The organism is Flavobacteriales bacterium, assembly GCA_025210295.1.
Taxonomy (GTDB): domain Bacteria; phylum Bacteroidota; class Bacteroidia; order Flavobacteriales_D; family Parvicellaceae; genus S010-51.
The window spans coordinates 37,781-56,232 of the sequence record JAOASC010000040.1 but is presented as its reverse complement, the minus strand read 5'-3'; the positions used below and the strand labels follow the sequence as shown (position 1 = coordinate 56,232).

Annotated in this window: 13 protein-coding genes; 7 read left to right on the top strand and 6 right to left on the bottom strand. The window is 33.1% G+C overall.

The features are described 5' to 3' along the window. Positions 1-58 precede the first annotated feature (58 nt). The 4 genes from N4A35_11685 to N4A35_11670 all read left to right on the top strand — a co-directional run bounded on the left by N4A35_11685 (position 59) and on the right by N4A35_11670 (position 3,685). Positions 59-2,266, top strand: coding sequence for a TonB-dependent receptor (locus N4A35_11685; protein ID MCT4582071.1), 2,208 nt, complete (start codon positions 59-61; stop codon positions 2,264-2,266). Positions 2,267-2,278: 12 nt separating this feature from the next. Continuing rightward, a complete protein-coding gene (locus N4A35_11680; GenBank protein ID MCT4582070.1) occupies positions 2,279-2,503 on the top strand; it encodes a hypothetical protein in 225 nt (74 codons plus the stop codon). A gap of 90 nt (positions 2,504-2,593) precedes the next feature. Then, on the top strand, positions 2,594-3,157 hold the full coding sequence (locus tag N4A35_11675) for a Crp/Fnr family transcriptional regulator (protein ID MCT4582069.1): 564 nt from the start codon (positions 2,594-2,596) through the stop codon (positions 3,155-3,157). Between the two features lie 75 nt (positions 3,158-3,232). Beyond that, positions 3,233-3,685 carry a hypothetical protein gene (locus tag N4A35_11670; GenBank protein MCT4582068.1) on the top strand — a complete coding sequence of 151 codons (453 nt, stop codon included), beginning with the start codon at positions 3,233-3,235 and terminating at the stop codon, positions 3,683-3,685. A 17-nt stretch (positions 3,686-3,702) separates the two neighbouring features. On the opposite strand, the gene N4A35_11665 is transcribed toward N4A35_11670, so the two are convergent. Continuing rightward, positions 3,703-7,128 (bottom strand): methylmalonyl-CoA mutase family protein, encoded by a 3,426-nt coding sequence (locus N4A35_11665; protein MCT4582067.1) that lies wholly within the window; start codon positions 7,126-7,128, stop codon positions 3,703-3,705. A 198-nt stretch (positions 7,129-7,326) separates the two neighbouring features. Here N4A35_11665 and N4A35_11660 point away from each other — a divergent pair, with 198 nt between their 5' ends. Continuing rightward, on the top strand, positions 7,327-8,568 hold the full coding sequence (locus N4A35_11660; protein ID MCT4582066.1) for a SpoIIE family protein phosphatase: 1,242 nt from the start codon (positions 7,327-7,329) through the stop codon (positions 8,566-8,568). A gap of 8 nt (positions 8,569-8,576) precedes the next feature. Here the strand turns inward: N4A35_11660 and N4A35_11655 are convergent, their stop codons facing one another. Then, entirely contained in the window at positions 8,577-9,125 is a 549-nt protein-coding gene (locus tag N4A35_11655) for a hypothetical protein (protein MCT4582065.1), read from the bottom strand. 100 nt (positions 9,126-9,225) lie between these two features. After that, positions 9,226-10,308, bottom strand: coding sequence for a DNA polymerase III subunit gamma/tau (gene dnaX / locus N4A35_11650; protein ID MCT4582064.1), 1,083 nt, complete (start codon positions 10,306-10,308; stop codon positions 9,226-9,228). A 176-nt stretch (positions 10,309-10,484) separates the two neighbouring features. Between dnaX and N4A35_11645 the strand changes: the two genes are divergently transcribed. Then, positions 10,485-12,515, top strand: a complete 2,031-nt coding sequence (locus N4A35_11645) for a hypothetical protein (protein MCT4582063.1) — start codon at positions 10,485-10,487, stop codon at positions 12,513-12,515. Between the two features lie 80 nt (positions 12,516-12,595). Here N4A35_11645 and N4A35_11640 read toward each other — a convergent pair whose 3' ends face one another. After that, complete coding sequence (locus N4A35_11640; protein MCT4582062.1) at positions 12,596-13,657, bottom strand: MlaD family protein; 1,062 nt, start codon at positions 13,655-13,657, stop codon at positions 12,596-12,598. Positions 13,658-13,659: 2 nt separating this feature from the next. Next, positions 13,660-14,817, bottom strand: a complete 1,158-nt coding sequence (locus tag N4A35_11635) for an N-acetylmuramoyl-L-alanine amidase (protein MCT4582061.1) — start codon at positions 14,815-14,817, stop codon at positions 13,660-13,662. A 111-nt stretch (positions 14,818-14,928) separates the two neighbouring features. Here N4A35_11635 and N4A35_11630 point away from each other — a divergent pair, with 111 nt between their 5' ends. Continuing rightward, entirely contained in the window at positions 14,929-17,451 is a 2,523-nt protein-coding gene (locus N4A35_11630; protein MCT4582060.1) for a putative LPS assembly protein LptD, read from the top strand. Between the two features lie 9 nt (positions 17,452-17,460). Here N4A35_11630 and N4A35_11625 read toward each other — a convergent pair whose 3' ends face one another. Continuing rightward, on the bottom strand, positions 17,461-18,444 hold the full coding sequence (locus N4A35_11625; GenBank protein ID MCT4582059.1) for a DnaJ domain-containing protein: 984 nt from the start codon (positions 18,442-18,444) through the stop codon (positions 17,461-17,463). Between the last annotated feature and the right edge of the window lie 8 nt (positions 18,445-18,452).

Sequence of the window (18,452 nt, the reverse complement as noted above, 5' to 3'; positions counted from 1 at the left end):
AAGGTTGCATTTTAATTACGTATATTTGCAACGAAGTTTCAAAGATAACTCATTTTTAATGAAATTATTTACCTTTATAATTACTTTATTCAGCAGCTTTCTAATTTTTGGACAAACTACTGTATGTACAATTGTAGACAAAGAATCTCAATCAGGGATCTCCTCCTCATCAATCTATATGCTAGACCTGAGCCTGACCTTGTATGCTAACGAAAATGGGGATGTATCCATTGATTCTACAATTACTTTACCTCAAGAAGTCGAAGTAAAAGCCTTAGGCTACAAAAGTGAAATAATTACACTAACAAAAAACACTACAAAAGTTGAACTTGAGGCCTTACATTACCATTTAGAAGAAGTCATTGTATCTGTACCCAACAGTCAATTACAGCGTCAGCATATTATCAATGTAGAAGCCAGAAAAATGGAACAACTCAGTTATATTCCTTCTTCTGACATTGTTGAACAAATTAGTAATATTCCAGGAGTGGAGACTACTGGGAATGGAGCTGGTATTAGTAAACCAACCATTAGAGGACTTTCTGGAAGTAGAATTGTTACTTTATTAAATGGGTTACGTATTGAAAACCAACAATGGGGAGCTGATCACGGAACAGGAATTACAAATATTGGAATAAAAGGAGTTGAAATCATTAAAGGCCCTGCTTCTTTATTGTATGGTTCTGATGCATTAGGCGGAATTATTTATTTTACTGATCAAGATTATAGCATTAAACCTGAAAGCTATATAAAAAGTTCATTTGAATCGAATAATTTAGGGATTAACTCTGAGGTTGGGACAAAATTTTCTCTTAAAAATTTACGCGTTAATATTTTTGGTAGTCAAAGTTCTCAAGCTGATTATCAAATCCCATCGGGTGAGTTTGTGAAAAATGCTAGATTTAGTAATTATAATTTTAAAACCGCTATTGGTTATCAAAAGAAAAATTATAATCTTAATTTAAAATATAACTACCTAAGCGGTAGAGTGGGAATACCAGGTCATACACATAGTGCTAATGCAACATTAAAAGACTTTTTATCGACATCACAAAGCAGAGCTACAACTATTCCTGCACAAGTTATTAATAACCACTATTTGTTATTGGATAATAAATTTTACTTCAATAAAAATACCTTAAGCATGAAAGTAGGTCATGTAATTAATCATCTTCAAGAATATGATGAAAAAGTAACTTTTCCAGCAATTAACCTATTACTTAATACCACCAATTATAACATCCAATATAGTATCCCTGCTGAAAAATCAGGAATCGTCATAGGTGTTCAAGGTATGCTACAAGATAATAGTAATGAAAGGGCTAGTGAACAAATTATTCCTGATGCAACCTCATTTGAAAATGGATTATTTGCTTTATATAATCGTTCTATTAAAAAGCTCGAATTTCAAGCAGGTATAAGATATGATTTTAAACACCTACAACTAAACAACGATTTCAAAGGAACAGAAAACGGTACACAAAAACAATTTAATAGCATCAATTATTCTACTGGTTTTGCTTATGAAAACAAAAGCAATGTCTACCGCCTCAACTTATCGAGTGGCTATAGAGCTCCTAATACTTCTGAGCTATACTCAAATGGAGTTCATCATGCAGCACTTCGATATGAACTTGGTAATACCAACTTACAATCTGAACAAGCCAACCAAGTTGATTTAAGTTGGGAGTTGAGCAAAGAGCACCTTTCGATTATTATCAACCCATATTTTAGCCTTATCAATAACTACATCTATATTTCGCCATTAGACAGTATGATAGACAACAAAAATGTTTATGAATACCAACAGGCTAATAAAGCAACTTTATTTGGTGGAGAACTGGGAGTACACTATCACCCACATTTTGCTCATCAAATTCACTTTGAAACCAATTTCTCATATACTGAAGGAAGATTAAGTGAGGATGCATTCCTCCCTTTAATTCCGCAACCTAAACTTAATTCCTTAATTAAATATGAAGGAAAAAGAGAAGGTAAGATCGCATTGAATAACATTAGTTTACAACATCAATATTTCTTACCACAAAACAATATAGGACTTAACGAAAGTGCTTCTATCGACTATCATTTAGTTCATATAGGTGTTCATCTTGATCTTAATTTTAAATGGCAATCTCAACTAAACTTTGGAGTTAGAAACCTTTTCAATGAAGCATATATTAATCACCTATCCCAATTAAAATATCTAGGCATTAATAATCCCGGTAGAAATATATATATCGGCTTAAAAATAAATATAAAATAAAAACCAAAAACAATGAAAAAGTTAACATTAATTATCGGAGCATCTGTATTCTTATTAAGTTTAAACGCTTGTAAAAAGAAAGAATGCCATGAGTGTCATTACGAAAAAATGGTAAACGGAGCAGAAACTGAAGTTGAATTAGGAGAGAAATGTGGTGACGAGTTAGAAGACCTAGAAGCAAATGGTTATACTGACGCTGATGGTAACAAATACGATGTACACTGTCATGAGCACTAAAAAAAATAATAATTTGTTAAAAGCCTATTAGTTTTGCTAATAGGCTTTTTTATTGATTATTGATACCTTAGCAATAAATCACTAATAAATTTGGATGAGTTAAAACAATATATCGAAACCCTTTACCCTATTTCTAACCATGAATGGGAATTGTTCTCTTCTAAACTACAAAAAATAAAACTTCCCAAGAACACGACAATTACTGCTAAAGGTAAAACTGAAAAGTACCTTTACTTTGTTGCTGAGGGAATTATTCGCTTCTTTATTCCTACTGAAGATTTAGCAATTACTTTTGGTTTTGTTTTTAAAAATGAATTTGCAACTGCTTATGATTCATTGATAACCCAAATACCTTCCACCTACTCCATTGAAACCTTATCGGAAAGTATCCTTTGGAGAATTTCATACAAAGATTTGCAATTGATATATCGTACAACCGAATGTGGAAATAGTATCGGCAGAAAAATGGCCGAAAAAATGTTTTTAATTAAGTCTCAAAGAGAACATGATTTACTCACTAAAACAGCAGAGGAACGTTACCTGAATTTATTCACCCAACGCCCTAACTTAATTCGTGAAATCCCATTAAAATATATTGCCTCCTACATTGGTGTTACTCCACAAGCATTAAGTAGAATTAGAAAGCGTATATGAGGATTAATTAACTTGGGTTCAGTGTTTTTGGTTATATTCTATTGACCTTTGTTGTTCATTGAATACAATAACTTTATGAAACCTTTAATTGTTTTGCTTGCAAGTTTTTTTATTGCAATACTTATTTTAAGATTAGTTCAACAAAGCTATAACTTTTCTTTAGCAGGGCGAATTGCCATGTCTTGCATGCTTCTTTTTACTGCTATTGGTCATTTTATTTTCACCAAAGGTATGACCATGATGCTACCGAAATTTATCCCTTATCGAACGTTTGCTGTTTATGCTACAGGAATCTTCGAAATACTTTTCGCAATAGGTTTACTCACCAAAGATTATCAACTTGTTACAACTTACTTCTTAGTTCTCTTTTTCATTGTAATGTTACCTGTAAATATCTATGCAACCTATCATCATATCGATTATCAAAAAGGAACTCTTGATGGTCCTGGTTTATCTTATTTATGGTTTAGAGTCCCATTGCAAGTATTTTTTATATTATGGATCTATATGAGCGTTATAAAAATATAACGCTCATAATTTAAATCTTACATATTCCTTCTATACTGTCCTCCTACTTCAAACAACGCTTTTGTAATTTGACCTAAAGAACAATATTTTGAAGCCTCCATTAACTTTTCAAATACGTTTTCGTTTTGGATAGCTGCTTCTTGTATAATTGCAATTTGCTTGGTAACTTCTTCCTCATGTGTGGTATGCAATTCATTCAACATCTCAATTTGATATTGTTTTTCTTCTTCTGTTGCACGAATTACTTCCTTAGGTAAGATGGTTGGCGATCCTTTAGAGCTTAAGAACGTATTTACTCCAATAATAGGAAATTCACCAGTATGCTTCAATGTTTCATAATACAAGCTTTCTTCCTGAATTTTACTACGTTGATACATTGTTTCCATTGCACCTAAAACGCCTCCTCTTTCCGTGATTCTATCGAACTCTTGTAATACTGCTTCTTCAACTAAATCTGTCAATTCTTCTATGATAAACGCCCCTTGAATTGGGTTTTCATTTTTAGCTAATCCTAACTCTCTATTAATGATTAACTGAATCGCCATTGCTCTTCTTACTGACTCCTCTGTAGGTGTTGTAATTGCTTCATCATAAGCATTCGTATGCAGTGAGTTACAGTTATCGTATATGGCATATAACGCTTGTAGTGTTGTACGAATATCATTAAAATCAATTTCTTGAGCGTGTAACGAACGTCCACTTGTTTGAATATGATATTTTAGCATTTGAGCTCTTGCACTAGCTCCATATTTATGCTTTAATGCTTTACTCCAAATCTTACGTGCTACCCTACCAATTACAGCATATTCAGGATCAATACCATTCGAAAAGAAGAACGATAAATTGGGTCCAAACTTATTGATATCCATACCTCTACTTAAGTAATACTCTACATAAGTAAATCCATTGGCTAATGTTAACGCTAACTGTGTAATAGGATTTGCTCCAGCTTCGGCAATGTGGTAACCTGAGATTGAAACAGAATAAAAATTTCTTACGCCATTATTGATAAAATATTCCTGTACATCTCCCATTAAACGCAAAGCAAATTCAGTAGAAAAAATACAAGTATTTTGTGCTTGATCCTCTTTCAAAATATCTGCTTGAACAGTCCCTCTTACTTTCGTTAAAGTTTCTGCTTTTATTTGTTGGTACACTTCAGTAGGTAACACCTTATCTCCAGTAACACCTAGCAGCATTAGCCCTAATCCGTCGTTTCCTTCTGGTAAATCTCCTTGATATCTTGGTCGTTTTGTTCCTTTGGCTTTATAAATCGCTTCTATTTTTGCCTCTACTTCAGCTTCTAATCCATTTTCTTTAATGTATTTTTCACAATTTTGATCAATTGCTGCATTCATAAAGAACCCTAACAACATTGGAGCTGGTCCATTAATCGTCATGGATACTGAAGTCAAAGCATGAGTCAAATCAAAACCAGAATACAGTTTCTTGGCATCATCTAAGCAACAAATAGAAACCCCTGAATTCCCAATTTTACCATAAATATCTGGTCTTAAATCTGGATCATTTCCATATAAAGTAACCGAATCAAACGCCGTTGATAAACGTTTAGCTGGCATTCCCAAACTCACATAGTGAAAACGTTTGTTGGTACGTTCAGGACCTCCTTCTCCTGCAAACATTCTTGTAGGATCTTCCCCTTCTCTTTTAAAAGGAAACAATCCTGCAGCGTAAGGAAACTGACCTGGGACATTCTCCTGTAAAGTCCATTTTAACAAATCTCCCCAAGCTGAATACTTTGGTAATGCAATTTTTGGAATTTGCAAATGAGACAATGACTCTGAATGTGTTTTTATCGACAGTTCTTTATCTCTTACTTTAAACTTAAATACAGGATCTTTATATTTTTTCTGAACTTCTCCCCAATTGATAATGGTTTCCCAATTGTGTGGGTTTAAGTCCATTTTAATGCGATCAAATTCTTTGATTAATAAATCAACTAATGTTTGGTTATCTTCACCAACTGTTAACCCTTCTGTTACAATTCCAGATTTATCTAGTGTCAATTTTTCCTCAACTAAAGTTTCAATCGTTTTGTATACACCGTATAATTTTTGAGCAACTTCAGCTTGTTTGTTTGCTTCATTATCATACGCTCGGTTATTTTCTGAAATTTCGGATAAATAACGAGTCCTAGCAGGTGGAATTACAAATATCTTTTCAGACATTTCTTTTGTAATTTCAAAAGAAGAGGTTAGTTTATTGTTTACTTTTTCTGCAATTTTATCCATTACAGATTTATACAACGTATTCATACCTGGATCATTGAACTGCGAAGCTATTGTTCCAAAAACAGGCAAATCATCTTGATTTACGTCCCATAAATTATGGTTACGCATGTATTGCTTTTTTACATCTCTTATTGCATCCAATGCCCCTCGTTTATCGAATTTATTAATCGCAACTAAATCTGCAAAATCAAGCATATCAATTTTCTCCAATTGCGTTGCAGCACCAAACTCTGGAGTCATGACATATAAGCTTACATCTGAGTGATCCATAATTTCTGTATCAGATTGTCCAATACCAGAAGTTTCTAATATGATTAGATCATAATTTGCTGCTTTTAAAATCACTAATGCTTCAGAAACATGTTTACTTAAAGCCAAATTACTTTGACGTGTTGCTAACGAACGCATATAAACTCTAGCGTTATTTATCGCATTCATACGAATACGATCTCCTAATAATGCTCCTCCTGTTTTTCTTTTTGAAGGATCAACCGAAACAATCGCTATATTTTTTTCTGGAAAGTCAATTAAAAATCGACGTACTAACTCGTCAACTAAAGAAGATTTACCTGCACCACCAGTCCCAGTAATCCCCAAAATTGGCGTATTATTTTTATCTGCTTCAGAGTGAATATCAGCTAATAACTTTTCATTAGCATCTGGAAAATTTTCAGCTGCACTGATCAGACGGGCAATGGCATAATTATTCTTTTCTGCCATTAAATCTTTTTCATTGGTAATTTCAGCGCCCACAGGAAAGTCAGATCGTTCTACCAAATCGTTGATCATACCTTGTAATCCCATTGCTCTTCCATCATCTGGATGGTAAATACGTTCTATTCCATAAGCCTGTAACTCTTCGATTTCGGAAGGTAAAATCGTTCCTCCACCTCCAGCGAAGATTTTGATGTGCGGAGCTCCTTTCTCTTTTAACAAATCATACATATACTTCAAGTATTCGGTATGTCCCCCTTGGTATGAAGTCATTGCAATCGCTTGAACATCTTCTTGAATGGCACAATTAACTACTTCTTCTACACTTCTATCATGTCCTAAATGAATGACTTCACATCCAGTGGATTGAATAATTCTTCTCATGATATTTATTGCTGCATCGTGTCCATCAAATAAAGAAGCTGCGGTAACAATTCTTACTTTATTTTGGGGTTGATAAGGTGCTATATTTTCCATTTTTTTTTGTATAATGTACAATGCATATTGTACAATGTTTTCCTCGTAATTTTAGACTCGCGAATATAAGAAATTTGGTAAGCTTTTGCAAGCTATACGGCAAGCTTTAAAATGAAACTTTTGTTTTCAAATCTAATTCTAAACATTTGTTGTTTTTTACTACTTTCGCTCGAGATAAAGTTTTTCAACCTAAAAAAAATGAAAAAATTAGAACATATTTTTGAAGCCCCATTACTTAAAGAACTGCAAAGTTTTCCTGTTCGACATTTTAAGAAAGGAACAGTATTAATTCATGAATTCTCACCTGTTACCGCCATTCCTTTGCTAATGGAGGGGACCATTGAGGTCACTCAAACGAATCATAAGCAAATAGAAACACATATCTATGATATTTGTCCTGGTCAAAGTTGTATTTTATCTTTAATTGCAGGACAAAACAACCAACTGAGTGTTGGTAGCGGAACAGTAAAAGATGACTGCACCGTTATTTTAGTTCCTCCAACAATAACAAAAAAATGGTTCGATCAATATTCTTCTTGGAGAAATTATATTGCTGAATTGTATAATGATAGACTGAACGAATTAATCCATAACAGAAACTTGGTTCATGAACAAACCCTTCAAATCCAATCGCAAAAGGAGGAAATAACCGATAATATTACTTACGCTAAAAAGGTTCAAAACACCTTATTGCAATCCACAGAGCAGTTTATATTAAACGTTCCCAATAGTTGTGTCTTGATGCAACCTAGAGATATTCTCTCTGGCGACTTTTTTTGGTCAAGACGCCTCAACGACCAACTCTTCTTTGCTGTTGCTGATTGCACTGGACATGGTGTTTCAGGAGCTATGATAAGTATTGTTTGTTATCAAGCCCTAGATGAAGTCATTCAGCAAGAACCGACGCTCGAATTAGGCGAACTCTTAGGCCTTGTAAGAATGAGGGTTCAACGTTTGTTTGAAACTGAAAACGCCTATCATAGTGAAGGCATGGATATTTCATTGTGTTCTATGAAAATTGGTTCTACCACATTAGCTTATAGTGGAGCCAATAATTCGATTTATAGAATAACAAAGAATAGCAAGACTTCAGTTGAATTAGAAAAGGCATTTTATGATGATCAACATCTTCTATTAGAGTATAAAGCTGATCGACAAACTATTGGAAAAACCTCTACTCCTTTACCATTTACCACTCAATATATTTCTTTTGAAAAAGGAGATTCATTTTATTTAACGAGTGATGGGTTACAGGATCAATTTGGGGGAGAGAAAGGCAAAAAACTCACTAAACGAAGAATGAAGACAATGTTTTTAAACTGTGAAAAACACCTACTAAAAGATCGAGTGACTTACTTAACCAATCAACTCAAAAAATGGCAAGGTGAAGAGCGTCAAACAGATGATATTTTAGTAGTTGGAATCCAAACAGACATTTAATACGACTATTAGTATTCAATATCCAATCCTAATTTCTCCCTTAATTGATGGAGCGCATCATTTTTTTCAGCCATTTGTAAGAAACGATCTCTTCCAGATAAGTACTTCATAGAAGTTGCTTCCTTTTCGGTCATTTCGATGGTTAGACTAACTCCGTAATTATTCAACTCTTTTCTTAAAAAAGCCAATAAATCTGGACGTTCATTATCCAAATCAATTTGCTGTACAGCACTATCTATCGTAAATACAACTTCAAAATTTTCTTTTAATTCAGGTTGTCGTTTTGATAACGTAGCATACATACTAACTCTTCGCTCTTTTTGAACGCGATATGCATACGATTTCCACTTGGCGTGTAGTTGCTCAACTGTAAAGCTTTTTCTTGGTTTATTGGATAAATCTTCTTGTTGTTTCTGCTCTTCTTTAACCTCAGTCTTCTTCTTAATAGCACCGCCAATTGAAAGGCTCGACTTTCGTTTAAACTGTTGAAATGCTGCAACTTTAATGTTCTTCTTTTCTTCCTTAGGAGGTTCTACCACAACTTCCTTTTTGGCCACTGGTTGTCCAGTTTGTGTGGGTTGAACTGTTTGAGGGTTAGGTGCTTTTGGAGTATCTATCCCTAAGAAATCAGGAGCAATAATTTCAAAGTCTAGTGGGTTACTTTTTTTTTTGACCCTCTATGGCAGTTAGAGAGCTTAATTTCATGATAGCCAATTCAACATGAAGTCGTTTGTTTTTAGCTGCTTTAAAATGAACATCAGCATCTCCTGTTATTTTTAAGGCATCCACCAAAAAGTGCGCTGATGCACTTGCTGACTGTTCTTTATACTTTAACTTGATATTATCCCCAACTTCTAATAGTCTGAGTGTAATGGCATCTTTACAAACTAATAAATTTCTAAAATGTCCACCTAAACCTACAATAAAATTATGGCCATCAAAACCATTGTCTAGAATTTCATCGAAAACTAATAAAGCTTCATGAATCTTATTACCTAATAAAGCATCAGTTAATTTAAAGTAATATTCATAATCTAGAATATTCAAATTTTTAATTACTGCATCATAGGTTATATTGTCGTCACAATAACTTACAATTTGATCAAAAATAGAAAGAGCATCTCTTAGTGCCCCATCAGCCTTTTCAGCAATGACATGCAGTGCATCTGGTTCTGCCTTGATATTTTCTTGCTCAGCAATCCAACTCAAATGATTGGCAATGTCTTTGATCGTAATACGATTAAAGTCATAAACTTGGCAACGTGATAATATCGTAGGAATAATTTTATGCTTCTCTGTAGTAGCTAAAATAAATATCGCATGTGGAGGCGGCTCTTCTAATGTTTTTAAGAAAGCATTAAAAGCTGCTTGAGATAACATGTGAACCTCATCAATGATATAGACTTTGTATTTACCTGTTTGCGGTGGTATTCTAACCTGATCTGTAATTGATCGAATATCATCAACAGAGTTATTTGAAGCCGCATCCAATTCAAAGACATTAAATGAAAAGTCTTCTTCTAAATCTCCTCCCTCTTGTTGATTGATTGTTTTTGCAAAGATTCTAGCGCAAGTCGTCTTTCCTACTCCTCTAGGACCACAAAATAAATAAGCCGAAGCTAAATGACCAGTATCAATTGCATGTTGAAGTGTATCCGTAATATTCGACTGCCCTACAACACTTTCCCATGTCGATGGTCTATATTTCCTTGCTGATACTATGAATTGATCTTCTGCCATTATCTTAATTAAGATTCACAAATATAAAATTACGATTTGAAATCACTAAGCTTATCCGTGCTATTTTTATTAACAATTGTTAAAGTTTTTCGCTAGCTAATAAATTAACTCATAGAAATTCAATATTTTATCAAAGAACTGTTACTTTTGGTCTATAAACAAACTAATTATCTCGAATGAAAAAGACTTCATTTTTTTTGACTTCAATTTTAGCAACTGGGTCAATTATAACCAATGCTCAATCCAATTTATTGGAACATATTCCTACTAACGAATTTGCAGTAGTGACTTTTGATGGAGCTTCAATTACGGCTAAGAGCAGTGATTTAAGTAAACTAGCAATGTATGACTCGATCACTAACCAATTTGATCGATTAATCGCTGACTATAAACAAGCTCTAATTGATGAAAACACCAGTGTTTCTGATGCTGAAGTTGAAATTCTACGTGAAGAAGTTGATGATATGGTCATTCCACCACCACCTCCTCAACCAGAACCTCAAATAAAAGCTGAAATTATTGAAGAGGAAGTAGAAGTAGCCACTGAAGAAGTGGAATCTGCTGAAAAAGCATACGATAGCTATGATTATAACTACGAATACAATTACAAACCTACTCCTCGATTAACGATTGAGAATATTTTTGGTGCCTTGGTTAGTAATGGTCATGCTTATGGTTTAAGTACTAATAAAGATTACTTTTTTACATTTGGAATGAATGATAGCATTAATCATTCTGCCCTTATTTTTTCAAAAAGTGATCAAGCTAAGTTTGATCAACTGATTAATAACATTATTCCTACTGATCAAAAAGAGCAACTCATTACTCTAAATAATAATTATCATTATTATAAAGATGAAGACATTTTGTTAGCATGGAACAATGATATCGTTACCTTTATTGATTACAAAATACCTTATCGATACCGTTCTTATTCTTATAATGAAGAAACAACAACTGAAGATAACTATTACGAATCCTACCAAGACCGTTTAGAAGCTGAAGCTAAAAAGAAAGAAGCTGAGAAAAAAGCCAAAATAGAAAGTGTTTTAAATAGTATTTTTAATACTAATCCGCAACATTCTTTAAAGTACAATACTAATTACAAAAAATCACTTATTGAAAAAGGTGACATCTCCTATTTTATTAATGCTATGGGGGGAAACACTGACTTTTATTTCAAAGCATATAAAACTGAAAAAACAGATAATTTCTTAAGCTTATTTAAAGACAATTTCACTTATGGTGCATTGAACTTTAACACTAACGACATCGAAATTACCTCTACACAACATGTTGGAGCTCATTATTTAAACCAAATAAAGGAAATGAATAAGAAGAAGTTCAATAAAGCCATGTACAAGTATATTGATGGGAAAAACTTAATTGGGATAGCTGGTTTTGCTGCAAATCCTGAGCCTGCTTATGAAATATACAAAGACACCTACATTAATATTCTTTCTAACATGGATTTGGGAGAAGAATGGATAGGTACTGCTGCTGAAATAGGTTTTACTTTTTTCGATGAGGAAGAACTATTTGATTTAATTCAGGGGGATTTTGTATTTGCATTGACTGACATTAAAGAATTTGAAGTAGAATACACTTCATACGATTATGATGAAAACTACAATAGAGTGGAAACTACAAAAACCAAAAAAGAAACATTACCGGAATTTGTTAGTCTTGCGACTATTGGAAATAAAGCATTAAGAGACAAAATTATTAAGTTAATGAACCAAACTGACGTTATCCGTAAGAAAGGAAACTACTATGAGCTACAAGAACCTAAATCAAGGTACTCGGATAGAGCTGCTAAACCTTTAAATGTCTTTTATATGCTAAAAGGCGATTTACTGATTGTTACGAATGACGAACAATTACTAATCGACAATGACGGTAATGGTTTACCGAAATCACAACAATTAAACGGAGAAGCCCTAAAATTAATGAAAACGAATAATATGTTTGCGTATTGGACACCAAAAGCTACGTATGACAAAATTCCTCAAGAATTCCAATCGGAGCTTCAACCACTTGAAGTTGCAGCTAACACTTACCAATCATTTATTGTAAGTGGTGTTAAAAACAAAGGCAACTTATTTACTTCTACAGGTCAATTAAATCTTGTTGAATCTGAACAAAACGCTTTAATGCATTCTTTAGAAATTATTCAATCTTTAATTGAAAGTGCTGGAAGGTTTTAAATCTAATACAGCTTCCAACAAAAAAGCCGAAAAGAATATTCTTTTCGGCTTTTTGTTTTTTATAACCTGATTAGAATTAATTAATTCTTATACAATTCCCTTAGACTATCTTTTACATATTTACGTAATAGTTTTTCATCTCTAGAACTTAAATTAACTCCTTTGTCTTTTGAACCAAAGACAGCAAATTGCAAGTATCTATTTGGATGTTCTTGTATATTTTCAACTAAACGACCTGCTTCTTCTACCATAACATTGACATTATTGTATAAGGTAGAATCTTTAAGCAACATCGTTAAACTTCCTTCTCCATTTTCTAACTCATACAAAATCGCATTGACATTGTCCAACGATTCCTGAGCTTTATTTAAGGTACCTGCTAAATCTAAAGCAGCAATACTATCTGTAATAACACTAACATTTGCCAACGTCTTAGTTATTTCCTCATTACTTTCTTTTAAGTTCCCTGTTATAGAACGTACATTTTCTAAAGTCGCAAAAATTTGGTTTCTTGCCCCCGAGAAACCTGCTATCAGCGTATCTAAATTCTTCGACACTTTCTCAAAATTGATTATCGCATTTTTGATCCCCTCAAAACTTTGATCTAAGTTTCCTGTATTTCTAGTTAACACTGCCGACATAACTTCTAAAGAAGAATCTGCTGTTGCAATTACATTATTAATTTTAGATAATGAAGGATCGATTCGTTCTAATACTTGGACTTTTATTTCTTCAAAAACTCCTGGTTTAGCTTTGGCAAAAATAGTATCTCCACTTTCATGGAAATTAGTTGTCTCCTCAGAAAATAAAATATTGATTTGAGGGCTACCTAGCATTCCTGGCTCTAATTGTGCTATTGAACCTCTAGGAATTTTAATCCATTCGTTAGTTACATCAAATTCTACTAATACTCTTGATGGGTCATTAGGATATAACCCTACACTTGTTAGCACCCCAATTGGGACCCCGTTTTTCACCACTGAATTTCCTGTTACTAACCCCTCCGCTCGTTCATAAACAGCATAGAAACGTTGATTCTTTTCCCATAAATTTTGACCTTTTAGGAAGAAAAAACCAACTATTAAAGCTGTAACTCCAACTGAAGCAACAATTCCTACTATTATTTCTTTTTTAAATTTCATTTTTATTTTGTCTTTGCTATTGCTTCTTTTACACTTATACGCTTTCCATTTTCAAAAGCAATAATAAATGCCGAAGTATACCCTTTTTCTTTTACACTGCTTAGACGCGTCTTTGCCTCTTCAACAGTTTCATAGTTTCCAACAATGTATTTATAAAACTTTCCGCTAATATACATATCTACATCATTCATCCCCTTAAAATTATACGACTTTGTTTCAACTTTATTTTGGGAAGTAGCTATTTGCACTCGAAATTTTATCGAGTTTTCTCCCACTGAAGTCTTGGTTTCTGCTTCAGTTGTTTCTTTTTCTTTAGGTGCCTCTATAATTTTAGGGGTACTAATAATCCCGTCAACTTTATCTCTTCTTGCTTTGTATTTTGAAAACGAATTAAATATTGTTGTTGCCAATTTTGTTTGCCCCTCTTTGTTTCCTAAAAACTTTTCTTCTTCTGCATTAGACAAAAAACCTAACTCAATTAATACTGCAGGCATTGTTGTACGATACAACACCACAAACCCAGCCTGTTTAACTCCTCTACTCTTCACGTGAATGGTATTTACAGCATCTTTAACAATCTGATCAGCAAACATTAAACTTTGATCTAAAAACACATTTTGTCTCATCGACAAACCAATATAAGCATCTGGGTCTGATGGATCAAACGCTTCATATTTACTACTATGTCCATCCTCCATCAAAATGGATGAATTTTCTAATTTAGCAACATTTAAAGCCGCTTCAGATTTATGTAATCCCAACACCCAAGCTTCGAAGCCTCTTGCTGACGAATTTCCTGCAACATTAGAATGGATAGAAATAAACAAATCTGCTTTAGCTTTATTAGCTACAGTTGCCCTTTCAGCTAACCCAATAAAATCATCTGTAGAACGGGTATAGATGACTTTAACATCAGGGTAATTTTTCTTAATTAAAGCTCCTAACTTTAAAGAAACAGCTAAAACAACATCTTTTTCTTTTACTTTATTGGTTCCTATTGCTCCAGGATCTTTACCTCCATGACCTGGGTCTATAACTACCGTTTTGATCCCCATCCCTGTTTGAGCAGAAAGAATATTTGAAAACAGAAGCGCCACAAATGCTAAAAAAATAGAAAAAATCCGTTTCTTCGCATAATATTTGATTGTGTTCGTTACCATAACTAAATATTTTAATATCACTTGAACGCTTACATTAACATAGTAAATAACAAATTTAACAGAAATACTTGCCCAAAACTGGTGTTTAAATACATTGTTATACTCGTATCATTGTTAATAAGCTATTCTAATTTATCCTACAGTCAAACGAGTCCAGACACTGTTCAAAGTGAACTTGAAAGTCCTTTATTTTATGATGCAGAGGACTCCATTGACTTAGACATGGTTAATCAAAAAGCGTACCTCTATAATCAAGCGCACATTAAATATGGTTCTTTTGAGTTGAAAGCTTGCTTTATAGCGTTTGATTTTAAAACCCAACAGGTTACAGCTAGACTTTGTAGAGACTCTTTAGGAAAGAAAATTGGTGTTCCAGAATTAACAGATGGAGATGTAAAAACTAAAGCAGATAGTTTGGGGTTTAATTTTGAAACTAAACGTGGAATTACCTATCAGGTAAAAATGCAAGAGGGAGAAGGGTATATTCATGGTAATAAGGTCAAAAGACAATCTAGTGGAGATATTCATATCGACACCGCACTATACACAACATGCGACTTAGATCATCCACATTATTATTTTAAACTGAGAAAGGCCATTATTAAACCTGACGATAAAATTATATCTGGTCCTGTCAACTTATTTATTGCTGATATTCCAACCCCTTTGGGACTTCCATTTGCCTATTTCCCTAATCAAAAATACGGGACTAATGGTATCATTATACCAACCTATGGAAATTCACCTGATAGAGGTTTCTATTTAACTGGTGGAGGATATTATTATAAATTCCAAAAAAAGAAAAATGGGAAATTCTCACCTCTTGCTGACAAATTAGCTTTGATGCTAACTGGAGACATTTACTCCAAAGGAAGTTGGGGAACAAGTTTTAATGCTGAGTATAAGAACAAGTATAAGTATAATGGAAACTTAAATATTAGATTCCTACAAGTTGTTAATGGAGAGAAAGGCTTTGACTCATTTAGTAAATCCAACCAATTATTTGTAAGATGGACACATTACCAAGACCCAAAATCTATTCCAAACTCTACTTTTAATGGGACTGTAAATATAGGTTCTCAACGTCAGCTCATCAATGATTACAACAACATTACTGCTCAAAATGCCTTGACCAATACTTTTAACTCCAACATCGCTTGGGGAAGAAGTTTTAAGGGAAAAATAAACAGTAATTTAAACCTCAATTTAAGTCATGACCAAAACAGTCTCAATAACACCATCAACTTTAGGCTTCCGGAGGCCAGTTATAACATGAATCGTTTCTTTATCGGGAAACTATTTACCAAAACACATACAGGAAGTGATTATTGGTACGAACAAATAGGAACGACCTATAGTGTCAATTTCAAAAACAGAACTTATGCTAGTATGGATGAAAATGGGAATTTCTCTACTACTGATCTAATTAATAATATCGAATATGGAGCTAAACACAACATTAAAGCGGCTACTTCTATTCGAATGTTTAATAAAAAAGTAAGTTTAACTCCTAATTATAACTTCAATCTATATAATTATTTTGAGCAAACCCAAAAACGATATGATGCTATTAACGACTCGATCATTACAGATACTATCGAGACTTTTGGAATGCCTTTTACACAAAGTTTCTCAGCTGGTCTAACTACCAAAATTTATGGTTTCTATAAATTTGCTGATTTTATTAGAGGAAAAAAAGAAAGTGTTGTTCGACACAGTATTACCCCAAGTATCAATGCTTCCTATCGACCTAACAGTTCATACGAATATCAATACCAATCGGACAGTAACGGAACGCTCAACTCAGCGAACTTATATCAAACTGGAATATACGGTACTCCAGTTAGTGGAGAATCGGGAAGAATTGGATTTAGTTTAATTAATGCCCTTGAATTAAAACAAAAAGATTTAGAAGACGATTCTACCAAAACTCCATATAAAAAGACAAGTATACTGGATAACCTCACGCTTACTTCTGGCTATGACTTCTTAAAAGATTCTATGAACTTAGATGTCATTCGTTTTACTGGAAGAACTAAACTATACAAGAACTTAAACACAAGATTTAGTGCTATTTTAGATCCTTATGCTTATGATGCTGAAGGCAACCGAACAAAGGTCTTCCAAACCAATATCAATGGAGATCTGGGGACTTTCACTAATGCTGATTTCGCCTTGAATTTATCTTTTAAAAGCAAAACTTCTAAGAAAGGAGATTATCGAAGTTCAGCTGGTTCTCAAGCCGAATTAGACCAAATAAACAACAATAAAGAGCAATATTTAGACTTTAATATTCCTTGGATAATCAGTCTAGACTATAAGATTAATTACCGTAAACTGTTTAATGATGAAGATCCTTTCCAATTAATCCAAACGATTGGAGTAAATGGACAATTAAAGATTACTGAAAACTGGATGATTGATTACCTTACTAATTATGATATAACCAATAAACAGTTTAGCTTTTCATCTATTGATATTCGACGAGATTTACACTGTTGGGAAATGGCTTTTCATTGGGTTCCTTTTGGTAATTTACAAAGCTACAGTATACAGATTAATGTTAAATCAGCCATGTTACAAGATTTAAAACTACAAAGAAGACGTAACTGGTACGACAATGGTATTAACTAGTATTACCCGCTACCCTTTTGCACGTTCTAAATACTCATAAGCAACGGTAATCCGTTTAAAAAAAGCAGTTGCTTTTATGACATGCTCCTCTCCTAAATGAGCCACTCGATCTGGATGATGTTTTTTGACCATTTTCCTGTACGCTACTTTTATCTCATCTAAAGTAGCAGAATCATCTAAATTAAAGATTGACAGAGCATTCTCTAATTTTGTTTGTTTTACAATACGCTGTGTTTTACCTTTTGATTTTTGGCGATTATTCGCTTGTTTCTTTTCGCTTTTTTGTTGAGCAAAACCAGCTTCAGGATAAGGAATATAATTACTATAATATAGAGAGGTAATGGTATTTAATTCTTGTTTTGATAGTCCTATACCATTTGCCAAACGAAATATAAATGCTAATTCTTTTTTAGAAATTTGACTATCAGCCTCAGCTAACTCAAACAAATAATAAATTAAAGTATATTTATGTTGAGTTAAAAAATAACGATTAATTCCTTCTATTAAAGTTTCAATTACCCAATTCTCTTTTACTCTGGTAACAACACTAATTTTATTTCTTTTATACAGTCCTAGCAGCCATATTAAATCACTATGTTTTTCTTGATCTAAAAAACTTTTATAAAATTTATGAATATGGTGCAACTCTTTTTTAGCAAAAACACCATCCAACATGACTAAATGTAATGATGAAAGAACAACAACTACATTAAACTGGTCTATAGATAAATACCTATTGAATGCTTTACGATTAGTCATATAAACTAGCCAAAGACTACTCTCAAAAGGAGAAAGATCATAAATGTATTTATGAAACTCTTTTGTAAATGATTTCTTATACCAAAACTGAACGTTTGTATCTTTTATTGAACTTTGTCGAGAATAAGTATTGATTTTATTCTTGATTGACTCTGTCCTAATATATTCTTCAACGGTATTGAAATAAAGACTAAAACCTACTCCTAGTAAAAAGATCAATAATAATACTATCATACTTTAAT

Bases quoted from the DNA above. Each gene is read 5' to 3' on its own strand.
- N4A35_11685 (MCT4582071.1), top strand. From the start codon at position 59: ATGAAATTATTTACCTTTATAATTACTTTATTCAGCAGCTTTCTAATT.
- N4A35_11680 (MCT4582070.1), top strand. From the start codon at position 2,279: ATGAAAAAGTTAACATTAATTATCGGAGCATCTGTATTCTTATTAAGT.
- N4A35_11670 (MCT4582068.1), top strand. From the start codon at position 3,233: ATGAAACCTTTAATTGTTTTGCTTGCAAGTTTTTTTATTGCAATACTT.
- N4A35_11665 (MCT4582067.1), bottom strand. From the start codon at position 7,128: ATGGAAAATATAGCACCTTATCAACCCCAAAATAAAGTAAGAATTGTT.
- N4A35_11660 (MCT4582066.1), top strand. From the start codon at position 7,327: ATGAAAAAATTAGAACATATTTTTGAAGCCCCATTACTTAAAGAACTG.
- dnaX (MCT4582064.1), bottom strand. From the start codon at position 10,308: ATGGCAGAAGATCAATTCATAGTATCAGCAAGGAAATATAGACCATCG.
- N4A35_11645 (MCT4582063.1), top strand. From the start codon at position 10,485: ATGAAAAAGACTTCATTTTTTTTGACTTCAATTTTAGCAACTGGGTCA.
- N4A35_11640 (MCT4582062.1), bottom strand. From the start codon at position 13,657: ATGAAATTTAAAAAAGAAATAATAGTAGGAATTGTTGCTTCAGTTGGA.
- N4A35_11635 (MCT4582061.1), bottom strand. From the start codon at position 14,817: ATGGTAACGAACACAATCAAATATTATGCGAAGAAACGGATTTTTTCT.
- N4A35_11625 (MCT4582059.1), bottom strand. From the start codon at position 18,444: ATGATAGTATTATTATTGATCTTTTTACTAGGAGTAGGTTTTAGTCTT.